This is a genomic window from Mycobacterium sp. Root135, assembly GCF_001426545.1.
GTDB lineage: Bacteria > Actinomycetota > Actinomycetes > Mycobacteriales > Mycobacteriaceae > Mycobacterium.
Window position 1 is genome coordinate 550964 of the sequence record NZ_LMEZ01000007.1, and the last position, 24478, is coordinate 575441.

The 24478-nt window shown below is 68.0% G+C and carries 21 protein-coding genes; 13 read left to right on the forward strand and 8 right to left on the reverse strand.

Annotated elements, in window-relative coordinates; all coding sequences use genetic code 11:
* Positions 1-47: 47 nt before the first annotated feature.
* Complete coding sequence (locus ASD37_RS22800; RefSeq protein ID WP_056556875.1) at positions 48-1130, forward strand: SDR family oxidoreductase; 1083 nt, start codon at positions 48-50, stop codon at positions 1128-1130.
* Positions 1131-1137: 7 nt separating this feature from the next.
* On the opposite strand, the gene ASD37_RS22805 is transcribed toward ASD37_RS22800, so the two are convergent.
* Positions 1138-2007 (reverse strand): MaoC family dehydratase, encoded by an 870-nt coding sequence (locus ASD37_RS22805; protein WP_056556878.1) that lies wholly within the window; start codon positions 2005-2007, stop codon positions 1138-1140.
* Between the two features lie 108 nt (positions 2008-2115).
* Between ASD37_RS22805 and ASD37_RS22810 the strand changes: the two genes are divergently transcribed.
* Positions 2116-4128 carry an SDR family oxidoreductase gene (locus ASD37_RS22810; RefSeq protein ID WP_200959964.1) on the forward strand — a complete coding sequence of 671 codons (2013 nt, stop codon included), beginning with the start codon at positions 2116-2118 and terminating at the stop codon, positions 4126-4128.
* 66 nt (positions 4129-4194) lie between these two features.
* The gene (locus ASD37_RS22815) at positions 4195-5226 is read left to right on the forward strand and encodes a nucleoside hydrolase (RefSeq protein ID WP_082570377.1); all 1032 of its coding nucleotides are present in this window, start codon (positions 4195-4197) and stop codon (positions 5224-5226) included.
* 17 nt (positions 5227-5243) lie between these two features.
* Here ASD37_RS22815 and ASD37_RS22820 read toward each other — a convergent pair whose 3' ends face one another.
* The gene (locus ASD37_RS22820) at positions 5244-6809 is read right to left on the reverse strand and encodes a DNA polymerase Y family protein (protein ID WP_056557542.1); all 1566 of its coding nucleotides are present in this window, start codon (positions 6807-6809) and stop codon (positions 5244-5246) included.
* A 31-nt stretch (positions 6810-6840) separates the two neighbouring features.
* Positions 6841-7548 carry a hypothetical protein gene (locus tag ASD37_RS22825; protein ID WP_370073076.1) on the reverse strand — a complete coding sequence of 236 codons (708 nt, stop codon included), beginning with the start codon at positions 7546-7548 and terminating at the stop codon, positions 6841-6843.
* A 294-nt stretch (positions 7549-7842) separates the two neighbouring features.
* Between ASD37_RS22825 and ASD37_RS22830 the strand changes: the two genes are divergently transcribed.
* From ASD37_RS22830 to ASD37_RS22870, 9 genes are all read left to right on the forward strand, one after another.
* The gene (locus tag ASD37_RS22830) at positions 7843-8106 is read left to right on the forward strand and encodes a hypothetical protein (protein WP_056556881.1); all 264 of its coding nucleotides are present in this window, start codon (positions 7843-7845) and stop codon (positions 8104-8106) included.
* 118 nt (positions 8107-8224) lie between these two features.
* Positions 8225-9790, forward strand: coding sequence for a S53 family peptidase (locus tag ASD37_RS22835; RefSeq protein WP_156721061.1), 1566 nt, complete (start codon positions 8225-8227; stop codon positions 9788-9790).
* A complete protein-coding gene (locus ASD37_RS22840) occupies positions 9787-11004 on the forward strand; it encodes a hypothetical protein (protein ID WP_056556888.1) in 1218 nt (405 codons plus the stop codon). The genes ASD37_RS22835 and ASD37_RS22840 overlap by 4 nt, the downstream gene beginning before the upstream one ends.
* Positions 11001-11720 (forward strand): hypothetical protein, encoded by a 720-nt coding sequence (locus ASD37_RS22845; protein ID WP_056556891.1) that lies wholly within the window; start codon positions 11001-11003, stop codon positions 11718-11720. Before ASD37_RS22840 ends, ASD37_RS22845 begins: the two co-directional genes overlap by 4 nt.
* Positions 11721-11825: 105 nt before the next feature.
* A complete protein-coding gene (locus ASD37_RS22850) occupies positions 11826-12797 on the forward strand; it encodes an alpha/beta hydrolase (protein ID WP_056557546.1) in 972 nt (323 codons plus the stop codon).
* Entirely contained in the window at positions 12797-13630 is an 834-nt protein-coding gene (locus ASD37_RS22855; protein WP_056556893.1) for an SDR family NAD(P)-dependent oxidoreductase, read from the forward strand. The genes ASD37_RS22850 and ASD37_RS22855 overlap by 1 nt, the downstream gene beginning before the upstream one ends.
* A gap of 9 nt (positions 13631-13639) precedes the next feature.
* A complete protein-coding gene (locus ASD37_RS22860) occupies positions 13640-14560 on the forward strand; it encodes a hypothetical protein (protein WP_056556896.1) in 921 nt (306 codons plus the stop codon).
* On the forward strand, positions 14544-16055 hold the full coding sequence (locus ASD37_RS22865) for an NAD(P)/FAD-dependent oxidoreductase (RefSeq protein ID WP_056556899.1): 1512 nt from the start codon (positions 14544-14546) through the stop codon (positions 16053-16055). The genes ASD37_RS22860 and ASD37_RS22865 overlap by 17 nt, the downstream gene beginning before the upstream one ends.
* A 1-nt stretch (position 16056) precedes the next feature.
* Positions 16057-16965 carry a MerR family transcriptional regulator gene (locus ASD37_RS22870; RefSeq protein WP_056556902.1) on the forward strand — a complete coding sequence of 303 codons (909 nt, stop codon included), beginning with the start codon at positions 16057-16059 and terminating at the stop codon, positions 16963-16965.
* A gap of 7 nt (positions 16966-16972) precedes the next feature.
* On the opposite strand, the gene guaA is transcribed toward ASD37_RS22870, so the two are convergent.
* The 5 genes from guaA to guaB form a co-directional block, all read right to left on the reverse strand.
* Positions 16973-18565, reverse strand: a complete 1593-nt coding sequence (gene guaA, locus ASD37_RS22875) for a glutamine-hydrolyzing GMP synthase (RefSeq protein WP_056556905.1) — start codon at positions 18563-18565, stop codon at positions 16973-16975.
* 51 nt (positions 18566-18616) lie between these two features.
* Positions 18617-19297, reverse strand: a complete 681-nt coding sequence (locus ASD37_RS22880; RefSeq protein WP_056556909.1) for a hypothetical protein — start codon at positions 19295-19297, stop codon at positions 18617-18619.
* A 62-nt stretch (positions 19298-19359) separates the two neighbouring features.
* Complete coding sequence (locus ASD37_RS22885; protein WP_056556912.1) at positions 19360-21096, reverse strand: GMC oxidoreductase; 1737 nt, start codon at positions 21094-21096, stop codon at positions 19360-19362.
* 88 nt (positions 21097-21184) lie between these two features.
* The gene (locus tag ASD37_RS22890; RefSeq protein ID WP_200959980.1) at positions 21185-22324 is read right to left on the reverse strand and encodes a GuaB3 family IMP dehydrogenase-related protein; all 1140 of its coding nucleotides are present in this window, start codon (positions 22322-22324) and stop codon (positions 21185-21187) included.
* Positions 22325-22350: 26 nt separating this feature from the next.
* Positions 22351-23892, reverse strand: coding sequence for an IMP dehydrogenase (gene guaB / locus ASD37_RS22895; RefSeq protein WP_056556917.1), 1542 nt, complete (start codon positions 23890-23892; stop codon positions 22351-22353).
* A gap of 175 nt (positions 23893-24067) precedes the next feature.
* Between guaB and ASD37_RS22900 the strand changes: the two genes are divergently transcribed.
* A complete protein-coding gene (locus tag ASD37_RS22900) occupies positions 24068-24472 on the forward strand; it encodes a DUF5319 domain-containing protein (protein ID WP_056556921.1) in 405 nt (134 codons plus the stop codon).
* The last annotated feature ends 6 nt before the right edge of the window (positions 24473-24478 follow it).

The following is a 24478-nucleotide window of genomic DNA, read 5'->3' on the forward strand; positions in this document are numbered from 1 at the left end:
GCCCCCGCCAGGGGTGGGTCGACCTCGCACCGTGACAGCATGGACGCGTGACCGAAAACAAGCAGGGAGTCGCCCTCGTCGTCGGAGCGACCGGCATCGTCGGACAGGCACTCGCCACCCAACTCGTCGCCGCCGGCTGGCAGACCTACGGGTTGTCGCGCAGCGGGGGAAGCCCGGTGGACGGCATGACGCCCGTCGCCGCCGACCTGCTGGACCCGGCTGCGCTGCAGCAGGCGCTCGCCGGCGTCGACCCGGAACTGGTCTTCATCACCGCGTGGATGAAGAAGGACACCGAAGCCGAGAACATCGAGGTCAACAGCGCGACGGTCCGCAACGTCCTCGCCGCCACCGGGCCGAAGGGTTCGGTCCGCCACGCCGCCCTGATGACGGGCCTGAAGCACTACCTCGGGCCGTTCGACAGCTACGCCACCGGCGACATGCCCGACACCCCGTTCCACGAATACGAGGAACGCCTGGACAGCCCGAACTTCTACTACGCGCAGGAAGACGAATTATTCGCCGCCGCAGCGCAATACGGATTCGGCTGGAGCGTGCACCGCGCGCACAGCATCTTCGGGTACGCCACCGGAAACGCGATGAACATGGCGCTTACGTTGAGCGTGTACGCCGAGATCTGCCGAGAGACCAACGCTCCCTTCGTCTTTCCCGGCTCCGAAACACAATGGAACGGCCTGACGGACGTCTCCGACTCCGACCTCGTCGGCGAGCAGATGATCTGGGCGGCCACCGATCCGCAGGGCCGCGACGAGGCCTTCAACATCGTCAACGGTGACGTCTTCCGGTGGCGCTGGCTGTGGCCTCAGATCGCCGAGATGTTCGGTGTCGAGCCCGTCGGCTTCGAGGACTCGCCACGCCCGCTCGACGACAGAATGGGTGAGGCGGCAAGCATTTGGCGCACCATCGCCGAGCGGCACCACCTCGCCGAAGCCGACGTCGACCGGCTGGCGTCGTGGTGGCACACCGACGGTGACCTGGGCCGCAACATCGAGTGCCTGACCGACATGACGAAGAGCCGCATGGCCGGTTTCCTGGGTTTCCGCTCGACCGTGGACAGCTTCGCCGACAAGGTGGAGCGCTACCGCGCGTCGAACGTCCTGCCGCGGCGCTAAAGCCCCGTCAGTCCAGGTACTCGGCGGTGCCGTCGTCGAGGACCACGCGCGCGTTCGAGCCGTCGACCCCGGCGGCCTCCGTGCGGAACACCGCATGCCCGGGTTCGGTGCGCCACACCGACGTCGTCAGCGTCTCGCCGGGGAACACCGGCGAGGTGAACCGTGCGCCGACGGCCGTGATCTTCGTGGCGTCGTTGCCCCCGAGTTCGGCCACCAGCACCCGACCCGCAACCCCATAGGTGCACAGCCCGTGCAGGATTGGCTTCGGGAAGCCCGCAAGGTTCTGCGCGAACCACGGATCACTGTGCAGCGGATTGCGGTCCCCCGACAGCCGATAGATCAGCGGCTGATCCTCGGTCGTGGGTAGCGCGACCTTGGCGTCCGGCTCGCGATCCGGGATCTGCGGGGCGACGGGGCGCTCGCCGGGCTGACCGCCGAAACCGCCCTCGCCGCGGATGACGGCCGTCGAGACCGTCTCCGCCACGACCTTGCCCGTCTCCGGGTCGGTGCCGGTGCCCTTGAGCACCAGGATGGCGTTCTTGCCCTCGCCCTTGTCCTGAACGTCGACGACCTCGGAGGTCACGTTGAGCTTGCCCGACGTCGGCAACGGCGCATACAGGCGAATCTGCTGTGAACCGTGCAGCAGCATGGCCCAGTTGAACGACCCCACCTCCGCGGCCGCGGCCCACGCCGGGCACGCGATGACGGCGTAGGTCGGCAGCACCTGCTGCTGGATGTCATGGCTGTTCTCGGTGGTGAACGCCAGATCCTTGGCGCCTGCGCCGACCCCGAGTGCGTAGAGCAGCGTGTCGCGCTCGGTCCACTCGAACGGTTGCGGCGCGGACGTGGCGCCGATGGCGTCGGGGTTGATCGGCATGCTCTGCTCCCTTGAAGGCGGTGGCGGCTCAGTCGGACGATATCGCGACGGCCCCGCGCCGCCCACCGAGGGTTGACCTTTGCCGTAGCAGGGGTGACCATGACTCGCATGCGCTATGTCGTTACCGGCGGTACCGGGTTCATTGGCCGCCGCCTCGTATCCGCGATTCTCGCCAGGAACGACGACGGCGAGGTCTGGGTTCTGGTCCGCCGGGAGTCGCTGTCGCGTTTCGAGAAGCTCGCTACCGAGTGGGGTGACCGCGCGAAACCCCTGGTCGGGGATCTCACGTCGCCCAACCTGGGACTCAGCGAGGCAGCCGTCGCCGAACTCGGAACCGTCGACCACGTGGTGCACTGCGGCGCCGTCTACGACGTGACCGCCGACGACGAGGCCCAACGCGCCGCCAACGTCGACGGGACGAAGGCGGTGATCGAGTTGGCGTTGCGGGTGGACGCCACCCTGCACCACGTATCGTCGATCGCGGTGGCCGGCACCTACCGCGGCGAGTACACCGAAGACGATTTCGACGTCGCGCAGGACTTGCCGACGCCGTACCACCAGACGAAGTTCGAAGCCGAGATGCTGGTGCGCGCCGCCCCCGGTTTGCGCTACCGGGTCTACCGGCCCGCAGTCGTCGTCGGCGACTCCCGCACCGGCGAGATGGACAAGGTCGACGGTCCGTACTACTTCTTCGGGCTGCTCGCGAAGCTGGCCGTGCTGCCGAAGTACACACCAATCGTGCTGCCCGACACGGGCCGCACCAACGTCGTCCCCGTGGACTACGTCGTCGACGCGGTCGCCGAGATCATGCACGCGCCCGGCCGCGACGGTCAGACGTTCCACCTGACGGCACCGAAGTCGATTGGGCTCACACACATCTACCGCGGCGTGGCCAAGGAAGCCCACCTGCCGGACCTTCGCGGCTCGCTGCCAGGATCGCTGGCAACGCCGTTCCTCACCGCCACCGGACGGGCCAAGATCCTGCGCAACATGGCGGCCACCCAGCTGGGCATCCCGGCGGAAGTCCTCGACGTCGTCGACCTCGCTCCGACCTTCACCTCCGACAACGCCGCAGAGGCGTTGCGGGGCAGCGGAATACGGGTGCCCGAGTTCGCCTCCTACGCCCCACTGCTGTGGCGGTACTGGGCCGAACACCTGGACCCAGACCGCGCCCGCCGAGACGATCCCGCTGGTGCGCTGGTCGGTCGCCACGTCGTCATCACGGGAGCGTCCAGCGGCATTGGCCGAGCATCAGCCATCGCCGTGGCCGAACGCGGGGCGCGGGTGTTCGCCTTGGCGCGCAACGCCGAAGCGCTCGACGACCTGGTCGCCGAAATCCGCGAATCCGGCGGCGAGGCACACGCATTCACGTGTGACGTCACCGATTCGGCGTCGGTGGACCACACCGTGAAGGACATCCTCGGCCAGTTCGGTCACGTCGACTACCTGGTGAACAACGCGGGCCGTTCCATCCGGCGGTCGGTGTCGGCCTCCACCGATCGGCTGCACGACTACGAACGCGTGATGGCGGTGAACTACTTCGGCTCGGTGCGGATGGTGCTGGCACTGCTGCCGCATTGGCGTGAACGACGGTTCGGGCACGTGGTGAACGTCTCGAGCGCGGGCGTGCAGGCCAACAGCCCGAAGTACAGCGCGTACGTCCCGAGCAAGGCCGCGCTCGACGCCTTCGCCGAAGTGGTTGGCACCGAGACACTTTCCGACCACATCACCTTCACCAACATCCACATGCCGTTGGTCAAGACACCGATGATCGCCCCCTCGAGCAAGCTCAACCCGGTGCCCGCCATCACCGCGGACCACGCGGCCGCGATGGTGGTCCGCGGCCTGGTGGACAAACCCGCCAGGATCGACACCCCGCTCGGCACGCTGTCCGACATCGGCCATTACTTCGCCCCGGGCCTGTCCCGCCGGATCATGCACCAGTTGTATCTCGGCTATCCCGATTCGCCGGCCGCCCGAGGCGTCACGGCGCCGGCGGAGCACCAGCCGACGCGACGGCCGAGACGGCCCGTCCGCGTGCTCGGCCCGGGCCTGATGAACTTCCGAACGCCGGGACCCGTCAAGCGGGCGGTCCGACTGGTACCTGGTGTGCACTGGTGACGACCCCGCCCTAGTGTTGACGGTGTGACAGAAGTCGTGAGGACGGACGCGGACGCGACGACGCGATTGCCCGTCTTCGCCGACGTGGACACGGGCGTGGACGACGCCATGGCGTTGGCCTACTTGCTTGGCAGCGCCGACGCCGAAATCGTCGGCATCGCCTCGACCGCAGGCAACGTGCCCGTCGACCAGGTCTGCGTCAACAACCTGGGGCTTCTCGCACTCTGCGGTGCCGGTGACATCCCGGTGTCCAAGGGTGCCGACCGCCCGCTGGCGACGCCCTTGCGCACCGCCGAGGACACCCATGGCCCGGAGGGTCTCGGCTACGCGCAACTGCCCGCCTGCGACGGTCGACTGACCGACTACGACGCGGCCACCGCCTGGGTGCGGGCGGCCCGCGAATACCCGGGAGAGCTCATCGGGCTGGTCACCGGACCGTTGACCAATCTGGCGCTGGCCATGCGCATCGAACCGAACCTGCCCAGGTTGTTGCGCCGGCTCGTCATCATGGGCGGCGCATTCGACTACCGAGGCAACACCACGCCGGTGGCCGAATGGAACATCAGCGTCGACCCCGAATCGGGCTCGGAGGTCTTCACCGTATGGGGCGCGGCGTGGGGCTTGGACAAGCCGACACACCTGCCAATCGTGTTGGGGCTCAACCTGACCGAACACGCCGCCATGACACCTGCGATCCTCAGCCGGCTGGCGGCGGCCGCCGGGTCCGCCACCAGCCCGATGAGCGTGCTCGACGACCGAGGCACCCGATCGGCGGCCTCCAATCCGCTGATTCGCGTTCTCGAGGACGCGATGCGCTTCTACTTCGAGTTCCACTTCGACCAGGGCGAGGGCTACCTGGCCCACCTGCACGATCCGCTCGCCGCCGCGGTGGCACTGGACCCCGACCTCGTCACATACCGGCAGGCGACCGTCGACGTCGAACTGACGGGCACCCTGACCCGCGGGATGACGGTGGCCGACTGGCGTGGGCACTGGGGCCGATACCCCAACGCGCACATCGGCGTTCACGTCGACCCGGAGGCCTTCTTCGACCGGTTCATCGCCCGGGTGGGGCCCTTCGCCGCCACGGTGGGCTGACGATTGCGTACCTCCCGCTATTCATAGACCCCCTCCAGGAACCACTGCCGCTGCCGGTAGCACAGCAGCATGGCCCGGTCGACGACGTCTCCTCGACCGCCCGGCTCCTCGATCAGCACCTGCACTCGTGCCGTGCGCCCGGCCTTTCCCGACTCCTGCGGGTCCCACCACCTTTCGTCGACCGGCCATGGACCTGCCCACCATCGCAACCGCCCCGACCTGCCGTCCCCGGTCAGCCGCACCGGGTCCGCCGAGAACGCACCCCGCCCCGTCACCCGCACCGGGTTGCCCTCTGCGTCGAGGAGTTCGACCGGATCGTCGAGCAGCACGGCAGGCGACGGTTCCGGGAGCTGACCCGGCCAGGGCTGGCCGGGGTCGGCCCGAGGGACGGGTTCGTCGCCCAACGGCGTGAAGGTGATGCGCTCGGCGGGCCCACGACCACCGCTGAGCACCGGCACCTGCACCGACTCCGGCCCGAGCAGCCCTTGAACGCGCACCAGCGCCCGGCGTGCCCGCAACCGGTCGTCGTCACCGGAGGAACCCCACAGCGGCAGCTGCAACGCCGAAGCCGACACCACTTCCACCGGCCGAAGCCGCAGGGTGACGATCGGACCGCCGAGCCCTGCGGGGCGGCCCTCGCGGCGGCGGTTCAACCAGCCGTCGAGCTGCCAGCGCACCCGGTCGGCCGTGGCGTCCTCGGTCAGCGGTTCGGCACACCGCCAGACACGGTGCATCTCCTCACCGTTGGCGGTGGTCGCATGGATCGCCAACCGCGTACAGCCGACGCCCGCCGCCTCCAGGCTGCGATGCAGTTCGCCTGCCAGCGACCGGCCGGCGAACGCGGCGGCGTCGACCCGGTCCACGGGGGGATCGCAGTCCATGACCGCGTCGAGCTCCGGTGGTGTGTCGCGACCCGACGGTCCGCGCGCCGACTCCCCTCTGGCGAACCGGTGAGCGGAGATCGCATCGGCCCCAAACCGGGATGCCACGTCGGTGCGCGACAGGTCGGCGAACTGCCCGATGCTTCGAATCCCCATGCGCCACAACAGGTCGGCCAAATCGTCCCGGCCGGGTGCCGACAGACTCGGTTCGGTGGCCAGCTGCCGGATCGACAGGGCGGCCAGAAAGGCCGCGTCGCCGCCGGGTTCGACGATGTACCCGGCGCGAGCGGCGAACACCGCGGTGGCCAACTGGTCGGCGATGCCGACCTGACACTCCGCGCCCGCCGCGGCGACCGCGTCCACCAACCGCTCCGATGCCGCCTGCTCCGACCCGAAGTAGCGGGCCGCGCCCCGCACGGACAACACCAGCAGGCCCGGCCGCAACACCTCCGCGCGTGGCACGACCTCGTCGACGGCCGCCGTCACGCCTTCGAAGTGCCTGGCGTCACGGCCGGGATCGGCGGTGGCCACGTGAACACTTGGGCAGCGAGACTGAGCCTCCCTACGACGCAGACCTCTGCGCACCCCGGCCGCACGAGCCGACGCCGAACATGCCACCACGCGATTGGCCAGTGTGACCACGACGGGATCGGTCGCCGGTAGACCCGCCGCGGCGGCCGCCGCCACCGCGGGCCAGTCCATGCACCAGATGGCCAGCACTCGGCCTGGCACGTCATCCGCCCACTACTCGAGCGAGACCGACGGAGCGGCCGGAGGCCCTGGTGGCCAGTCGCACCCGGCTTATCCGTCCGCATCCGGGGGTGGGGGCCCCGGCGCCGGCGCCCGTCACCTCGAAGCCACACACCTTCGACTCCAGTCGCGCCGAGGCACCGTGCCAGTCGCCGTCGACGACCAGCAGCGTGCAGCCCTTCTGCCGCGCCCTGGCCGTCACCGCACGCGCCCTCGTCGGCGCGACCGACCGTCCGCCAAGGCCGAGCACCACCAGATCCAGCCCGTCCATCAACACCGCGGCCACTTCCACCGGATCGGCGCCGGGATCGGGGATCACCGCGAGCCTGCTCAGATCGGCACCCATCTCGACGGCAGCAAGCAGACCCACCCCGGGCTGACCCACGATCGCCGCGTGCCCACCCGCCGCCGTCACCGCAGCCACCAGTCTGAGTGGCAACGACCGGGCTCCCGACAACACCGCCACCGAACCACGCGGCAACGAGTCCGGCAGCAGTTCGGACAACGATTCCGGTACCGGTAGCAAATTTTCTGCAGCCGGAATCGCGGTGCGCGACGGCATGGATCCGCGGTGCGTCGGACCCGCCGAGGTCGACGATCTTCCGGACACCTCGGCCATCTTGCGTCGAAGGTGTTCCACCTGCTCAGCGCGGCTTTTCCCGGCCTGAGTCACATCCATCACGACTGCCACGAGAGCACCTTGCGCACCATCCGACTCGATCCCTCATTCGAAAATATGTTCGATTGAACGAGTAAACACTCACCCACCGACACCGTCAAGCGGGTCGGACTCTCCGGCAGGCCCCTGTACGCCTCCAGTGAAATACCCGGGTGGCAGTTCCCAGGGTCGGCTAGAGTTTGGTCACCGGAACCCGCTTCGGAATGGGACTGGTGCGCGCGTCCAGCACCAGGGACCGCACGGAATCGCCTCGCGATTCGCCGAAGGACAAGCGTTCGCAATTCGGGGATTAGTAAGGACAGCATCATGAGGTCACATCGCCTGGCTCGCCGTGTCGCGGCCTACGCAGGAGGTGCCGCCGTCGTCGCGATGGTCGGCCTGACAGCAGCGTGCGGCGGCAGCTCCGACAAAGCCCCCGAGACCACCACCCCCTCGACGACCACCGCGCCGTCGTCGTCGGCCCCCTCGGTGACACCCACCGAGAAGTCGATCAACCCCACGGGTGGCAACCTGTTCACGCCTCCGGTCAAGGCACCGCCCGCGCCGACGGCGATCCCCGGCGACAACTGACATCCCGCCCGTTCGCGAATCCGGCGCAGGACCGTCCCACGACCCCATGCCGTCACAGACTCTGACAGCACCACGGACCAGGCGCTCCAACGCCTGGCCGTGGCTGCTGCCCGTCATCATGCTTGCCGTTCTGGCACTGGCCTCTGACATCCGGATCACGCCGGGCACCGGGCGATCCAACATGATCGACGGACCCTTCGCCTCGTTGTTGGCCGCGTCGACCGATCTGGGACCGGCCCGCGGCGATCACGTCCAACTCACCGCGATGTTGCGCGACGACCGTCGCCCCGACGCGCTGATCGGCTGGGCGAGGCAGCACGGCCTCACCGTGCAATGGCGCACCAGCGACGGCTGGGCCGTCGTGGAGGGCGCCCCCGACCGCGTGGCAGACGCACTCGCCGTCGAGGTTCACGACTACCGCGGCCAGCGCGGTCAGGAGTTCTACGCCTCACCGCAGCAGCCGGAGGTGCCGACTCCGCTTCGGGACGAAGTCCAGCAGCTCGGCCGAATCCTCAGTTACACACCGCATCACGAATCGCGGCCGGACATCTTGCCGCTCGACGTCCCCGACCGCGGACTGACGCCAACCGCCCTGCTGAACACCTACAACGCGGCGGGCCTGGCACGCAGCGGATTCACGGGCAAGGGCACCACGATCGTGATCTTCGCGTTCAACGGCTTCGCCCAGTCCGACCTCGACACCTTCGCCGACCTCAACGGTCTTCCGCGGTTCACCCCGACCGTCGTCGGCGATCAACTGAAGGAACCGTACGGCGAGACCACGATGGATCTCGAAGTCGCCCATGCGATTGCGCCCGACGCCAAGTTGGTCGTCGTCAACGCGCGACCGACCGTCGAGGGCGACGGCGCGTTCCAGAAGATCGGGCAGATGCTCGAGGACACCAATGATCAGTTCCCCGGCGCGATTTGGAGCCTCTCGATCGGCTGGGGTTGCGACAAGCTGCTCACCGCAGCGGATTTGGAGCCGGTGCGCTCCGCGCTCGTCGATGCCCACGAGAACGGCACCACGGCGTTCAACGCCAGCGGCGACCTCGCCGGGCTGGAGTGCAAGGGCGGCGACGACTGGGACTCCCCGCCGGGACCTGCCGACGTCGGACTGGATTCCATTGCCTCCCTTCCCGAAATGACCAGCGTGGGCGGCACCACGCTGTCCACCGACGCCGAGGGCAGGTGGCTCGCCGAGCAGGCCTGGTTCGACGTCCCGCTCTCCCAGGGCACCGGCGGGGGCGTGTCGACGCTCTTCGGCCGGCCGCCGTGGCAGCAGGTCGCGTCGGGACAGATTCCGGCCGCCCGCAACACCGGCATGAGACTGACCCCCGACATCTCCGCGGTTGCCGACCCGTTCACCGGGGTGAAGATCGTGCTCAACGGCGACAACGTCGTCGGCGGTGGCACCTCGCAATCGGCACCCATCTGGGCGGGGCTGACCGCGGTGATGACCCAGTTCTTGAAGGAGAACGGCGGTCGGGAGATCGGCGACATCAACCCCCTGCTCTATCGGATCGCCCAGGGCGCGCCGCTGCCCGCCTTCCGCGACGTGACGTTGGGCGGCAACGCCGTTGACACCGCGGGGCCGGGTTACGACCTGGTCAGCGGACTCGGCACCCCCGACGTCGACAACCTCGCCCGCAATCTGCTGACCATCCAGAGGATCGTCCAATGAGTACCGAACCGGACACCGACGACCCCACCCCGGGAATGGTCGAGTGCCGGGTGTGCAAGACCGAGGTACCCGAAGGCGAGTACTGCGGTCTGTGCGGCATTCCCCTCAGCGAGCACCGCGCCGACGGGCCGGGATGGTTGCGGGCCACCGCCTACAGCGCCTCCCCCGGAGAACATCTCTTCCGACCCAACATCGTCAGCTCGTTGTTCCCGCACCTGTCTCCGGGTTCACGCAAGCCGTTCCTCGTCGGCCTCCTGGTCATCCTGGCTGCCCTGGTGGCCACCAGCTTGTTCCGGCTACCGGCGGCGTTGATCACCGTCGCCGCACTGGGTTTGCCCCTGCTGTTCCTGATCTACCTGCAGGAGTCCGACGTCTACGACGACGTCCCCACCGGAACCCTGGTCGCCACGGCGGGATTGGGCATCGGACTCGGCGTCGGATGGGTGCTCTGGACGGGCGCCGTCGTCGCGCAGGCCTACGACGTCGGGCTGGGGATGGGCATCGCCGGATCACGCATCCTGCGCGACGGGCTCGGCGTCCCCATCGGCGGGGTGATCCTCATGCTCGTCCCCGCCCTGGTGGTGAGATTGGTGCGACCCGGCCAGCGAGAAGCCCTGGACGGCTTCGCCATTGGCGCACTCGGTGCCCTGATGTTCACGGCGGCGGCCCAAATGACCCGGTTGTCACCACAATTTGCGGGCGGCATGATCGCGCGCTCACGACCGATGAACGGCTTGATCGTCGAGGCGGGCATCCGTGGCGTGGCCGTGCCGCTGACCGCGGCAGCCGTTGGCGGTCTGATCGGCACGGTGCTGTGGTTCACCCGCCCGGAGAACAAGAAGCACCAGCACCGCCACTACGTCCGACTCGTCGTAGCCGTCTTCGCACTGGTAATTCTGGTGCTCTACGCCGGCCTCGGTCTGGTCGACGTGGCCAGGATGCCCCAATTGCTGCAATTGACATTGCATCTCGGTGTGGCCGCGGCCGCGCTACTCGCGTTGCGGGTCGGGTTGCATCTGGCGCTGCTGCACGAGGCCCACGACGAGATCCTCTCCGACCAACCGTTGCTGTGCCAGCACTGCGGGCACGTCGTCCCCGACATGGCCTTCTGTGTCGCCTGCGGCGCAGCCACCAGGGCGTCCTCACGATCCTCGCGGCAGGCCCGGCGTGACATCCGACCGGTCCGCGTCGAGCCAGGGGCGGACGACGCGTGACGACGATCGTCCAGGGCTACTCGACGCACGCAGGCACGTACACCGCACCGGCGCTGCGCAAGACCTCCCACCGTCGACTCCTCGTCGTATGGGTGGCCGCCATCGGTCTGGTCGCCGCCGGACTCGTCGCAATGTCGGGCGCATTGGAGACGCCGTCGCCCCGGTACGTCTGCCCACCCGATTGCGGACGACCACCGATGGGACTGCCGGTCACGATCAATCCACGCTTCACCGCGCCGGACGGGGCGTTCTCGGTGGCCTACCCGGCGGAGGGCACGGCCTACAACGTCACCGCAGGCGATCGCGGCATTACCGCCGACCTGCTGGCCGGCGACGGCGGCACAATGCGATTGTTCAGCGAGCCAGCTGCCGGCCGCACCCCCGAACAGATCGCCAACCAGCTCGTCAAGGCGACCTTCCCCGACACGAAGATGGCCTACGAAATCCCCAACGCGATGGTCGGATACCAACCGGGCTACGGCCTGGTTGCCGATTGTTGGCCGCAGGGTTCCAACGCGAGTTACACCCGAATGCGGGTGGTCGTCATGGTGGCCGTGAAGAACGACCTCGCCTTGGTGGCCGGGGCCGTGGGTCCGTTCCACGCCTTCGGCCCCGACTTCGGGTCGGGAAAGCCGTCGGCGGCGAACCTGCAAATTGCCCTTGACATGGGCAAATACGTCAACAGCTTCCATTGGCGCGGCGACCCGCTGCGCTGACGACCACCTCCCGGACTGATGTGATCGGGATTTCCCACGGTTAAATGGTGACATTGACAAATGTCACCAATCGCTGTTGTACTTCGGGTTGTGACGACCAATACGATGCCAACGCGGGGCTCCCGGCGATCGCGCGCCGCAGCCACGGTGAGCGGCCTGACGCTGCGACAGATCAGCGCGGCACTGCCGCCCGAACGGGCGTGGGGCCTGTGGGCATCACGCCGGATCGTCGAGCGGATCATGGACTCCTTCGGCCCCTCGCTGGCCGGGACCGACGTCGAGAAGGTCGACGTCCGCCTGCCCGACGGCCGCCGCGTCGTCGGCGAATGGGTGCGAGGCGCGGGGGTGGCCAGCACGGCCGCCAGCGAGTGCATCTACTTCCTGCACGGCAGCGGCTTCGCGCTGTGCTCACCCCGCACCCACCGCAGGCTGACGGCCTGGTTGTCCCGACTGACCGGGCTCCCCGTGTTCTGCCTCGACTACCGCCTCGCCCCGCGGCATCGCTTCCCCGCTGCCGCCGTCGACGCCCGGTCCGGCTGGGACTGGCTCCTCACCGTGCAGGGCTTCGCCCCCGACCGGGTCGTCGTCGCCGGCGATTCGGCAGGCGGGCATCTGGCCGTCGACCTGCTGCTGCAGCCCGACGTCGCCCATCCGGCCGGTCTCGCCCTGTTCTCACCGCTGCTCGACCTGACGTTCGGGCTGGCGCGCGCCAGAGAAGAACTGCGGCGAGATCCCGCGATCCGCGCCGCCGACGCCGCGAAACTCGTCGGATTGTATTGCGCAGGAACGGACCTCACTCATCCCCGGCTCACCCTCGACGTCGCGGGCGGGCGGCGGATGCCGCCGACGCTGGTCCAAGCCGGTGGGGGCGAGATGCTCGTCGCCGACTCTCGGCGATTGGCCGCCGACATCACCGCCGCGGGTGGTGACTGCGAGCTGCAGGTCTGGCCCGATCAGGTACACGTCTTCCAGGCACTACCGAAGCTGACCCCCGAGGCCGTGCCCGCGATGCGGGAGGTGGCGGCGTTCATCGGAGAGTCGTTGCGGGGCAGTGTAATCAGCCGGGTGGCTGGCTAATGGGCATCTTCGGCTCCTCCCCCAAACGTAGCCACGGGGCGGCGGCCGTCATCACCGGAGCGGGTAGCGGCATCGGCGCCGCATTCGCCGCCGAACTCGCCCGTCGTGGCGGCCGGATCGTGTGCAGCGACGTCGACGAGGGGTCGTCGCAAGCCACGGCCGACGCCATCGTCGCCGCGGGCGGGCAGGCCACCTCGGTCCGTTGCGACGTCTCTCAACTCGACGACGTCCGGCAGCTGGCCGAGGTAGCCCAGTCCTGGCACGGCGGTCCGCCGACGCTGGTGGTCAACAACGCCGGTGTCGGGGCGGGCGGTGCCGCCATCGGCGACGTCGAGATGGACGACTGGAGGTGGGTTCTCGGGATCAACCTGTGGGGGCCGATCCACGGCTGCCAGGTGTTCACCCCGATCCTGCGGGAGGCGGGCCGGCCCGCCGGGATCGTCAACGTCGGGTCGGCCGCCGCGTTCGGCGCAGCACCCGGCATGGCGGCCTACAACGTCAGCAAGGCCGGGGTGCTGTCACTGTCGGAGACACTGGCCGCCGAACTGTCCGGCACCGGAATCAACGTGACGGTGCTGTGCCCGACGTTCGTCAAGACCAACATCGTGCAGGCGGGCCGGATCTCGGCGCAGTCGACGCAGTTGGCCGACAAGCTGATGCGCTGGACCGGCTTCACCCCCGAGCGCGTCGTCCGGGCCTGCCTGGACACCAACGACCGCGGTGGCCTCTACTGCATGCCGCAGCCCGACGCCCGAATCGGCTGGGGCATCAAACGATTCACACCGACGGTGTACACCCGTGCCGTCGGGCTGACCAATCGCGCGACCACTTAGGAGACCATCGTGGCAATCGACATGGATGCAATGCTGGAGAAGATCAAGGATCGCCAGTGGGCGCTGGCCGACATCGACTGGGAGGCACCGGGCGCCGAGACCATCAGCGACGAGTTCCGGCCCAAGCTCAAGGCGTTCATGGCCGACCTGTGCTGGATCGAGAACGTCGGTGCCCGTGGGTTCGCCGCGCTGGCCAAGAAGGCGCCGACGCCCGTCCTCGCCGAGATCTACCGCTACTTCCATGCCGAGGAACAGCGGCACGCCAACGCCGAACTCGCCCTGATGAAGCGGTGGGGCATGCTCGAAGACGGTGAGATGCCGGAGCCGAACATCAACATCCGGTTGGCCATACAGTGGCTGGACAAGTATTCCGACGACATGTCACTGTCGATCCTGGGGACCGTCATCCCGATGCTGGAGGTGGCGCTGGACGGCGCGCTGCTCAAGTTCCTGCTCGAAGAGGTCCACGACCCGGTGTGCCACCAGGTGTTCGAGAAGATCAACAACGACGAATCCCGGCACATCGCAGTCGACTTCGACGTGCTCAACATGATCGGCAACGCGACCGCGCGCCGGCTGGCCATCCAATTCGTCGGCAATGTCGCCTCACCGGGAGTGATCCTTGGCATGCTGATGTACGCGCCCCTGCTGAATCGGATGCGCAACAACATCGTCGAGATGGGTCTGGAACCCGAGCGGCTCTACGACGCCATGAAGCGGTTCCGGAAGATGGGCGAGCGCGCCGAGTTCACCCGCCGCGTGCCGACCTATCAGCTGCTGAAGTTCCACTCCAGGCTCGTGGTCAACCCGAACAACCCGTATCACTACCTGGCGAACTCGATGGTCTGGCTGTCCGACCGCTACCCGAACAGCTTGCTCAGCCCCATCCCCACCTGGTTCAAGGAGCTGACCTATGAGCCGGCAGCCTGAGGTGCACGTCTACGACACCCTGATCGTCGGCACCGGGTTCACCGGCATCGGGGCGGCCATCAAGCTGACCCAGGCAGGCGTGGACGACATCGTCATCGTCGAACGCGACCAGCGCGTCGGCGGGACGTGGCGGGACAACACGTATCCCGGTGCGGCATGCGACATTCCGTCGCTGCTGTACTCGTTTTCGTTCGTCGCCAACCCCACCTGGTCACGGGCCTATTCCCCCGCCGAGGAGATCCGGCTACACATCGAAGAGATGGTGGACCGCTTCGACCTGAGGCGGCGCATCGACTTCGGCGTCGAGGTGAACGGTCTGTCCTTCGACGAAGACGCCGGGGTGTGGGACGTGAGGACCACCGGCGGCACGGAGTACCGTGCCCGCACCGTCGTGCTGGCGTCGGGGCCGCTGCCCGATCACAAATGGCCGAACGTCCGCGGGATCGAAACCTACGAGGGCCACAAGATCCACAGCGCCCGTTGGGATCACGACTACGACTTCACCGGCAAGCGCGTGGCGGTCATCGGCACCGGTGCGAGCGCCGTGCAGATCGTGCCGGAACTGGTCAAGCAGGCCGCCTTCGTCAAGGTCTTCCAACGCACGCCGGGCTGGGTGATCCCGCGGCTTGACGTCGCCACCCCCGATCGTGCCCAAGAACTCTTTGCGAAAGTGCCTGCGGTGCAACGGGCAGCGCGACGGGCGTTGTTCTGGGGGCACGAGGTCAGCGCCACCGCGCTGGTCTGGAAGTCGCCGTTGAGCGGGCTCGTCGCCCGGCTCGGCAAGGCACACCTGCATCGCCAGGTGAAGGATCCGTGGTTGCGCAGACAGCTGACGCCGGACTTCACCCCAGGCTGCAAGCGCATGTTGGTCTCCAGCGACTACTACCCCGCCTTGCAACGCGACAACTGCAAGCTGATCGACTGGCCGATCGCCACCATGAGCCCGGTGGGCATCCGCACCGGCGACGGCATCGAACATCACCTGGACTGCGTCGTGTTCGCGACGGGGTACGACGTGCACCTCACCGGCCCGCCGTATGGGGTGACCGGGCTTGGCGGCCGGTCCCTCGGCGACGAGTGGACCCGCGGGGCGCAGGCGTACAAGAGCATCAACGCCAGTGGTTACCCGAATCTGTTCTTCATGACGGGTCCCAATTCCGGGCCGGGGCACAATTCGCTGCTGGTGTTCGTGGAGGGCCAGCTCGACTACGCCGTCGCGGGGATCACCACCATCCTGCGCGAGAACCTGCGCTACCTCGACGTCCGTGCCGACGTTCAGCGACGCCACAACGAGGAGCTTCAGAAGCGTTTGACCAAGACGACGTGGATGAGCGGGTGCAGCAGTTGGTACCTGACGGCCGACGGTTTCAACGCCTCGATGTACCCGGGCTTCGCCACACAGTATCTTCGACAGATGCGTGACTTCCGGTTCGGTGACTACGAGGCGGTTCCAGCGGGTAGTAGGCCTGCCGTGAGCATAAGTTCGTCGGCCTGACATGCCGCCCGCCAAGCCGCCGCGGCAACAAGCGGGCGCCATCTCGACCATCCTCAACGGGCTTCGTCGAGCACCGCGGCAGATTCGGCGGGGCTCCCGCGACGTCATCGAGAACGCGGTGTCGCAGCTGTTCGACGCCGCGGTGCAACCCCACGGCGTCGCGGCGTCCGGCGAGTACCGAATCGAAGAACTCGCACACCTGGCGGGCACGACCACGCGCAACATCCGCGTGTACCGCGACCGCGGCCTCCTGCACCCGCCGCTGCGGGTCGGCCGCATCGCGCTGTTCAACGACACCCACCTGACCCGGCTGCGCCTTATCACCTCGATGCTCGACCGCGGCTACAACATCTCCCACGTCCACGAGATGCTCAGCGCCTGGGAGCAGGGCAAGAACCTGGGCGACATGCTCGGCCTCGAGACCGCGATCGCCGGTAGCTGGGCATCGGAGAAGCCGGACCGGATGTCGGTCGCCGAGGCCAGGCAGCTGGTCGACGACGACGCGGGCTTCGACCGGATGGTCGGCCTCGGCGTCGTCACCGTCGACCACGACGTGGCAACCATCGTGCGGCCCAAGCTGATCGAGGCCTTCAATGAGATCAGGCAGTACGGCGTCAGCACCGACAAGCTGATCGACATTCACGAGCAGACCGCACCGCTCGTCGACGAGATCAGCGGAATCCTGGTGCGTGCCGGAGTCGAGCACGTCCTCACGCGGATCAATCCCGGGGCCGCCCTGCCTCCGGATACCGAAGTGGCCGAACTGATTACGATGCTGGTGCGGTTCCGCACGCAAGCCGTCGCGGCGGTGTCCGCGACGCTCGCGTTCTCGATCGAGTCGACGATCGAATCCTCGGTGAGTCAGATCCTCGGCGACTTGATCGAGAAGTCCGCCGACGAAGAAGCCTGAGCCGGCATCACTCCCACTCGATCGTGCCGGGGGGCTTGCTGGTGACGTCGAGGACGACCCGGTTGACCTCGGGCACCTCGTTGGTGATCCTGGTCGAAATCCGCTCGAGCACGTCGTACGGAACACGGGTCCAGTCGGCGGTCATCGCGTCCTCGCTGGAGACGGGCCGCAACACGATCGGGTGACCGTAGGTCCGGCCGTCGCCCTGCACGCCCACCGACCGGACGTCGGCGAGCAGCACCACCGGGCACTGCCAGATCTGGTTGTCCAGCCCGGCCGAGGTGAGCTCTTCACGGGCGATGGCGTCGGCCCTGCGCAGCGTGTCCAACCGGCTCGCGGTGACCTCGCCGACGATGCGAATCGCCAAACCCGGTCCCGGAAAGGGTTGGCGCCCAACGATTTCCTCGGGGAGACCGAGCTCGCGGCCCACTGCCCGCACCTCGTCCTTGAACAGCAGCCGCAGCGGCTCGACGAGCTTGAACTTCAGGTCGTCGGGCAACCCGCCGACGTTGTGGTGACTCTTGATGTTGGCCGCACCCGTGCCGCCGCCGGACTCCACCACGTCGGGGTACAGCGTGCCCTGGACCAGGAAGTCGATTTCGCCAGTCGACTCCTCGCGCAAGCGCTCGTCGGTGCCTCCACCGTCCTCGACCAGGGTCCGCACCGCGCCCTCGAACGCCCGGATGAACTCGCGGCCGATGATCTTGCGCTTGCCCTCCGGATTGGTCACGCCGGACAGGGCCTCGAGGAACCGTGCCTCGACGTCGACGGTGACGAGATTCGCCCCGGTGGCGGCGACGAAGTCGCGCTGCACCTGGCCCCGCTCCCCGGCGCGCAGGAGCCCGTGGTCGACGAAGACACACGTCAGCCGGTCACCGACGGCGCGCTGGACCAAGGCCGCGGCCACCGCGGAGTCGACGCCGCCGGACAATCCGCACAGGGCCCGGCCGTCGCCGATCTGCGCGCGGACCTGTTCGACCAACGCGTCGGCGATGTTGGCCGCGGTCCACGTCGAATCGATGCCGGCGAATTCGTGCAGGAATCGGCTAAGCACCTGCTGGCCGTGCGGACTGTGCATAACCTCGGGGTGGTACTGCACGCCGGCGAGCCTGCGCGCCCGGTTCTCGAACCCCGCCACCGGCGCGCCGGCGCTGGTCGCGATGACGGTGAAGCCGTCGGGCGCCTCGGTCACGGCGTCACCGTGGCTCATCCACACGGGTTGGCTCTCCGGAAGGTCGGCGTGCAGCTCGCCGCCGGACACCAACATGTCGGTACGGCCGTACTCGCTGGTGCCGGTGTGGGCTACGGTGCCGCCAAGCGCCTGCGCCATCGCCTGGAAGCCGTAGCAGATGCCGAATACCGGAACATCGAGGTCGAAGATCGCCGGATCGAGTTGCGGTGCGCCGTCGGCGTACACACTGGCCGGGCCGCCGGACAGCACGATCGCCGCCGGATCCATCGCCTTGATCTCGTCGACCGTCGCGGTGTGCGGGATGACCTCCGAGTACACCCGCGCCTCACGGACGCGTCTCGCGATGAGCTGCGCGTACTGCGCTCCGAAGTCGACCACCAACACGGGCCGGGGAGATGCCGTTTTCACCCGCTCAGTCTAGTGGCGCACATGCGGGGCCTCGCACCGCCGGACGGCTGACTACACCGCGCGGCCGCGCCACAGCACCGACACGCCCTCCTCGGTGACCTCGATCGCCCTGATGAACTCTTCGTTGTCGAAACCCGGCAGCTCCTGCAGTTCGGCCAGGAGGTCGTGGGCCTCACCGAGCGGCACCGACGTCGTGCGGCCGTCGAGGTAGGTCAGGACGAAGAACGCGTCGTCGTCCCCGGAGTCGGGCGCCGTGGTCATGAACGACACCTGCGCCAGTTCGTCGGAGCTTCGGGTGTTGGGTTGGGCCGCGCGGTGCGCTTCGAGCAGATCCTCGACCTCGCGGCCGAACGGCTGCAGGACGACGGGATCGCGCCCGGGAAGGGTGAATCGGATGGCCCGGTGGACGCCGAGTCGCACCGTACCCACCATGCGGTCGAGGCTTTCCTGGTCGAGTCCCATCAGATTCAGCGGCCACGAGCCGACGAGCCGCTCACCACGATCGGGGTCGGCCTCGTCGGTCTCGACGACGAACAGCCGGGTGGCACCCGCCCCGATCAACGTCCACATCGGCATGCCGCCTGCAAGGTCTTCACGCCCCGACTCCCCCGGCTGGGAGCCCATGCCGTTGCCCACCCAGGTGAAGTTGGCGACGGCGGTCAGCGGCTCGTCTGCGAAGGGCTGGGCCCGGTTGATCAGCAACCGTGCCCGGCGGCGCTGAAGGTAATTCACGGCGTCATTGTCTCAGCAAGGCCTCGGCGACTGCAGCGCTCTCGGTTACCAACCGATGTCGATCAGCCCGCTGAGCTGACCGGTTCGATCGGGAGCCTGCGCAGCGCGGCGGGCGCGTCAGCCGGGACGACGGGATTTCGTGGCGCGATGGGAGTAAGCCGTTCATAGGGCTGGCCCTGCGTCGGCCGCTGGTCGACCTCACCCTTGTTGGGCCACAGCGACGCCGCGCGCTCGGCCTGGGCCGTGATGCTCAGCGACGGGTTGACGCCCATGTTCGCGGAGATGGCCGCGCCGTCGACGACCGACAACGTCGGGTACCCGTGCACCCGGTGGTAGGGGTCGATCACGCCGTTCTCGACGCTGTCGCCGATCGTCGCGCCGCCGAGGAAGTGGGCCGTCAACGGAATGTTGAAGAGCTCGCCCCAGGTGCCGCCCGCAACGCCGTCGATCTTCTTGGCGATGCGGCGGGTGACCTCGTTGCCTGCCGGGATCCACGTCGGGTTGGGCAGTCCGTGGCCTTGCTTGCTGACCATCCGCCGGAAGCCGAACTTGCTCTTCTTCGTGTAGGTGGTGATCGAGTTGTCCAGGTGCTGCATCACCAGGGCGATCATCGTGCGCTCGCTCCAGCGGCGCGGGTTCAGCAGACGCAGGGTGCCCTTGGGGTCGGATTGCGCGGACTGGATCAGCTGCTTCCACCGGGGCACGCCGGTCCCGTCGGGGAGGACGCCGTCGGTCATCAGGGTCTGCAACAGACCCATGGCATTGGATCCCTTGCCGTAGCGGCACGGCTCGATGTGGGTGTCGGCGGTCGGATGGATCGACGACGTGATCGCGACGCCGTGGGTGAGGTCGAGGTCGTCGCGCACCCGGAGCCTTCCCGCGCCGACGATCGACTCGGAGTTGGTGCGGGTGAGGACGCCGAGCTGGTCGCTCAGCTTGGGCAGCCGGCCGGTGTCACGCATCTTGTGGAGCAGCTGCTGCGTGCCCCAGGTGCCGGCCGCGAGGATGACCGTCGACGCGGTGTAGGTGTGCTTCTTCTTGCGCAGCCAGCGACCGGTGCGATTGGTGTGGACCTTCCAGCTGCCGTCGGGCTGCTCGTCGAATCCCGTCACGGTGGTCATCGGGATGACCTCCGCCCCAGCGGATTCGGCCAGCCCGAGGTAGTTCTTGAGCAGAGTGTTCTTGGCCCCGTAGCGGCAGCCCGTCATGCAGGAGCCGCACTCGATGCACCCGGTCCTGGCGGGGCCTGCGCCACCGAAGTACGGATCGGGCACCGTCTTGCCCGGCTCCTTCTTGCCGTCCTCGCCGAAGAACACGCCGACCGGAGTCGGCACGAAGGTGTCGCCGACGCCCATGTCGTCGGCTACCTCCTTGAGGATGCGGTCGGCGTCGGTGAAGGTCGGGTTGGTGACGACGCCGAGCATGCGGGTGGCCTGGTCGTAGTGCGGCATCAGCTCGGCACGCCAGTCGGTGATGTGGGCCCACTGCCGGTCGGCGAAGAAGGGCTCCGGCGGGACGTAGAGGGTGTTGGCGTAGTTGAGCGATCCGCCGCCCACTCCGGCGCCCGCGAGGATCATGCAGTTGCGCAGCAGGTGGATGCGTTGGATGCCGTACATCCCGAGCTTGGGCATCCACAGGAACTTGCGGAGGTCCCAGGACGTCTTCGCCATGTCCTGGTCTTCGAACCGTCGACCAGCTTCCAGCACCCCGACGCGGTAGCCCTTTTCGGTGAGTCGCAGGGCACTGACGCTGCCGCCGAAACCCGAACCGATGATCAAGACGTCATAGTCAGCAACCATATGAACATTATGAACTTACCGGCGGGTAACTAGCTAGACAGGACACCCTAACTTGTAAAGCACCGCGTCCGCGACCAGCGAAATCATGTCAGGCCCCGACCGTCAGGCCGACCTTCTGGAACTCCTTGAGATCGCAGTACCCGGCCTTCGCCATCGACCGGCGCAGCCCACCCACCAGATTCAGCGAGCCGAACGGGTCGTCCGACGGGCCGTTGAGAACCTGTTCGAGCGACGGCCGTTCGCCGCCGGCAACCTGGAGCAGCGCGCCGCGAGGAAGCGACGGGTGCGCCGCCGCGGACGGCCAGAACCAACCGTCACCGAGCGCCTCGGCGGCTGCCGCCAGTGGTGTCCCGAGCACGACCGCGTCGGCACCGCAGGCGATGGCCTTGGCGAGTTCGCCGGAAGTGTGGATGTCACCGTCGGCGAGCACGTGCACGTAACGCCCGCCCGTCTCGTCGAGGTACTCGCGGCGGGCCGCGGCCGCGTCGGCGATGGCGGTCGCCATCGGGACGCTGATGCCGAGCACCTCGTCGCTGGTGGTCACCCCGGCGGTGGAGCCGTAGCCGACGATCACGCCCGCCGCGCCGGTCCGCATCAGGTGCAGCGCCGTCCGGTGGTCGAGCACGCCGCCCGCGACGACCGGCACGTCCAGTTCGGAGATGAAGGTCTTGAGGTTCAACGGCTCGCCGGATCCGATGCGGTCCTGGGCGACGCGCTCGGCGGAGATGATGGTGCCTTGGATGACGAGCAGGTCGATCCCGGCCGCGACCAGTGCCGGCGTGAGCGCTTGGGCGTTTTGCGGGCTGACGCGCACGGCCGTGGTGACGCCGGCTTCCCGAATGCGGGAGACCGCGCTGGCCAACAACTCCGGATCCAGTGGCGCCGAATGGAATTGCTGCAGCAGCCGGATCGCCGCCGACCAGTCGGGTTCCTTCTCGGCGGCTTCCACCACCTGGGCGACCTTGGCCTCGACGTCGGCGTGCCTGCCGATCAGACCCTCGCCGTTGAGCACCCCGAGACCGCCGAGCCTGCCCAGTTCGATCGCGAACTCCACCGACACCAGGGCGTCGGTGGGGTGCGCGACGACGGGAACCTCGAAGCGGTAGGCGTCGAGCTGCCATGCCGTCGACACGTCCTGGGAGGATCGGGTCCGCCGCGACGGCACGATGTTGATGTCGCTGAGCTCATAGGTGCGGCGGGCTGTTCTGCCCATGCCGATTTCGACCATGTCACGCATGTTTGTGTCCCGGATCCCTAGCGCGCGTAGTAGTTCGGAGCTTCAGTCGTCATCGTGATGTCGTGCGGATGGCTCTCCTTGAGCCCCGCCGCAGTGATCTGGACGAACTGCGCCTGCTGAAGGTGCTCGATCGTAGGCGAACCGGTGTAGCCCATCGCCGCGCGGAGGCCACCGGTCAGCTGATGGATGACCGTGGACAGCGGACCACGGAACGGCACCCTGCCCTCGATGCCCTCTGGCACCAGCTTGTCCTCGCTGAGCACGTCGTCCTGGAAGTAGCGGTCCTTGGAGTAGCTCTTCTGCTCGCCGCGGCCCTGCATGGCACCGAGCGACCCCATGCCGCGGTAGCTCTTGAACTGCTTGCCGTTGACGAAGATCAGGTCACCCGGCGCTTCGGCGGTGCCCGCGAGCAGCGAACCGAGCATCGCGGTCGACGCGCCTGCGGCCAGCGCCTTGGCGATGTCACCCGAGTACTGCAGGCCGCCGTCCGCGATCACCGGAACACCATGCGGCGCGCAGGCCGCGACGGCCTCGAGGATCGCGGTGATCTGCGGTGCGCCCACTCCGGCGACGACGCGCGTGGTGCAGATGGAGCCGGGCCCGACGCCCACCTTGACGGCGTCGGCGCCTGCCTCGACGAGGGCCAGGGCGGCCGCTCGGGTGGCGACGTTGCCGCCGACCACCTCGACGCGGTCACCGGCCATGGTCTTGACCCAATGGACCATGTCCAGCACGCCGCGGTTGTGCGCATGGGCGGTGTCCACGATCACGACGTCGACTCCCGCGTCGACGAGCGTCATGGCCCGTTCCCTGGCGTCGCCACCGACACCGACGGCGGCACCGACGAGCAGGCGGCCGTCCTTGTCCTTGGTGGCAAACGGGAACTGCTCGGTCTTGACGAAGTCCTTGACGGTGATCAGCCCGGTGAGCTTGCCGTTGCCGTCGACGATCGGGAGCTTCTCGATCTTGTGTCGGCGCAACAGGCCGAGGGCGGCGTCGGCGGTCACCCCGGCTTGGGCGGTGATCAGCGGCGACTTCGTCATCACCTCGGACACCGGCTTGTTCATGTCGACTTCGAAGCGCATGTCGCGGTTGGTGATGATGCCAACCAGCGAGCCGTGCGCGTCGACGACGGGAAGCCCCGAGATCCGGAACCGGGCGCACATGGCGTCGACCTCGGCCAGTGTGTTGTCCGGCGAACAGGTGACGGGGTCGGTGACCATGCCGGCCTCCGAGCGCTTAACCGTTTCGACCTGCCCGGCCTGCTCGGCCACCGGCAGGTTGCGATGAAGCACCCCCATGCCGCCGGCGCGAGCCATCGCAATGGCCATCCGCGATTCGGTCACGGTGTCCATCGCCGAGCTGACGAGCGGCACCCGCAGGCGGATGCGCTTGGTGAGCTGGCTGGACGTGTTCGCGTTGGCGGGCACCACGTCGGACGCCGCGGGCAGCAGAAGGACGTCGTCGAACGTCAACCCGAGCATTGCGATCTTGGTGGGATCGTCCCCTCCGGTTGACACCGGTACGGCGATGGGAAGTTCGCTTTCAGCGATCGACATGGTGTGGCCTCCAGGTGGCGCAGGACTAAGGGACCATCCTATCGGGGCGACGGGCGACCCTTGGCTGCCACGCACGTTGGCAACACGGTTGGAACACGCGACCCGGGGTAATAGTGCCCTTGTTTACGGCCTCGACGGCTGGCGCGACCCCCGACGTGCTGAGTAGTGTGGTGCTGTGCGTGACCATCTGCCACCGGGTTTGCCGCCCGACCCCTTCGCCGATGATCCGAGCGACCCCACCGCGGCGCTCGACGCACTGGAGCCTGGCCAGCCGCTCGACTCCCAGGAACGCATTGCCGTCGAGGCCGATTTGGCCGATCTTGCCGTGTACGAGGCCTTGCTGGCCCACAAGGGCATTCGCGGGCTCGTGGTCTGTTGCGACGAATGCCAGCAGGATCACTATCACGACTGGGACATGTTGCGGGCCAACCTGCTGCAACTCCTGGTGGACGGAACCGTTCGGCCGCACGAGCCGGCCTACGACCCCGAGCCAGACGCCTACGTCACGTGGGACTACTGCCGCGGCTACGCCGACGCCTCGCTGAACGAGGCGACGACGGAGTCCGACGGATATCGCTGACGGCGT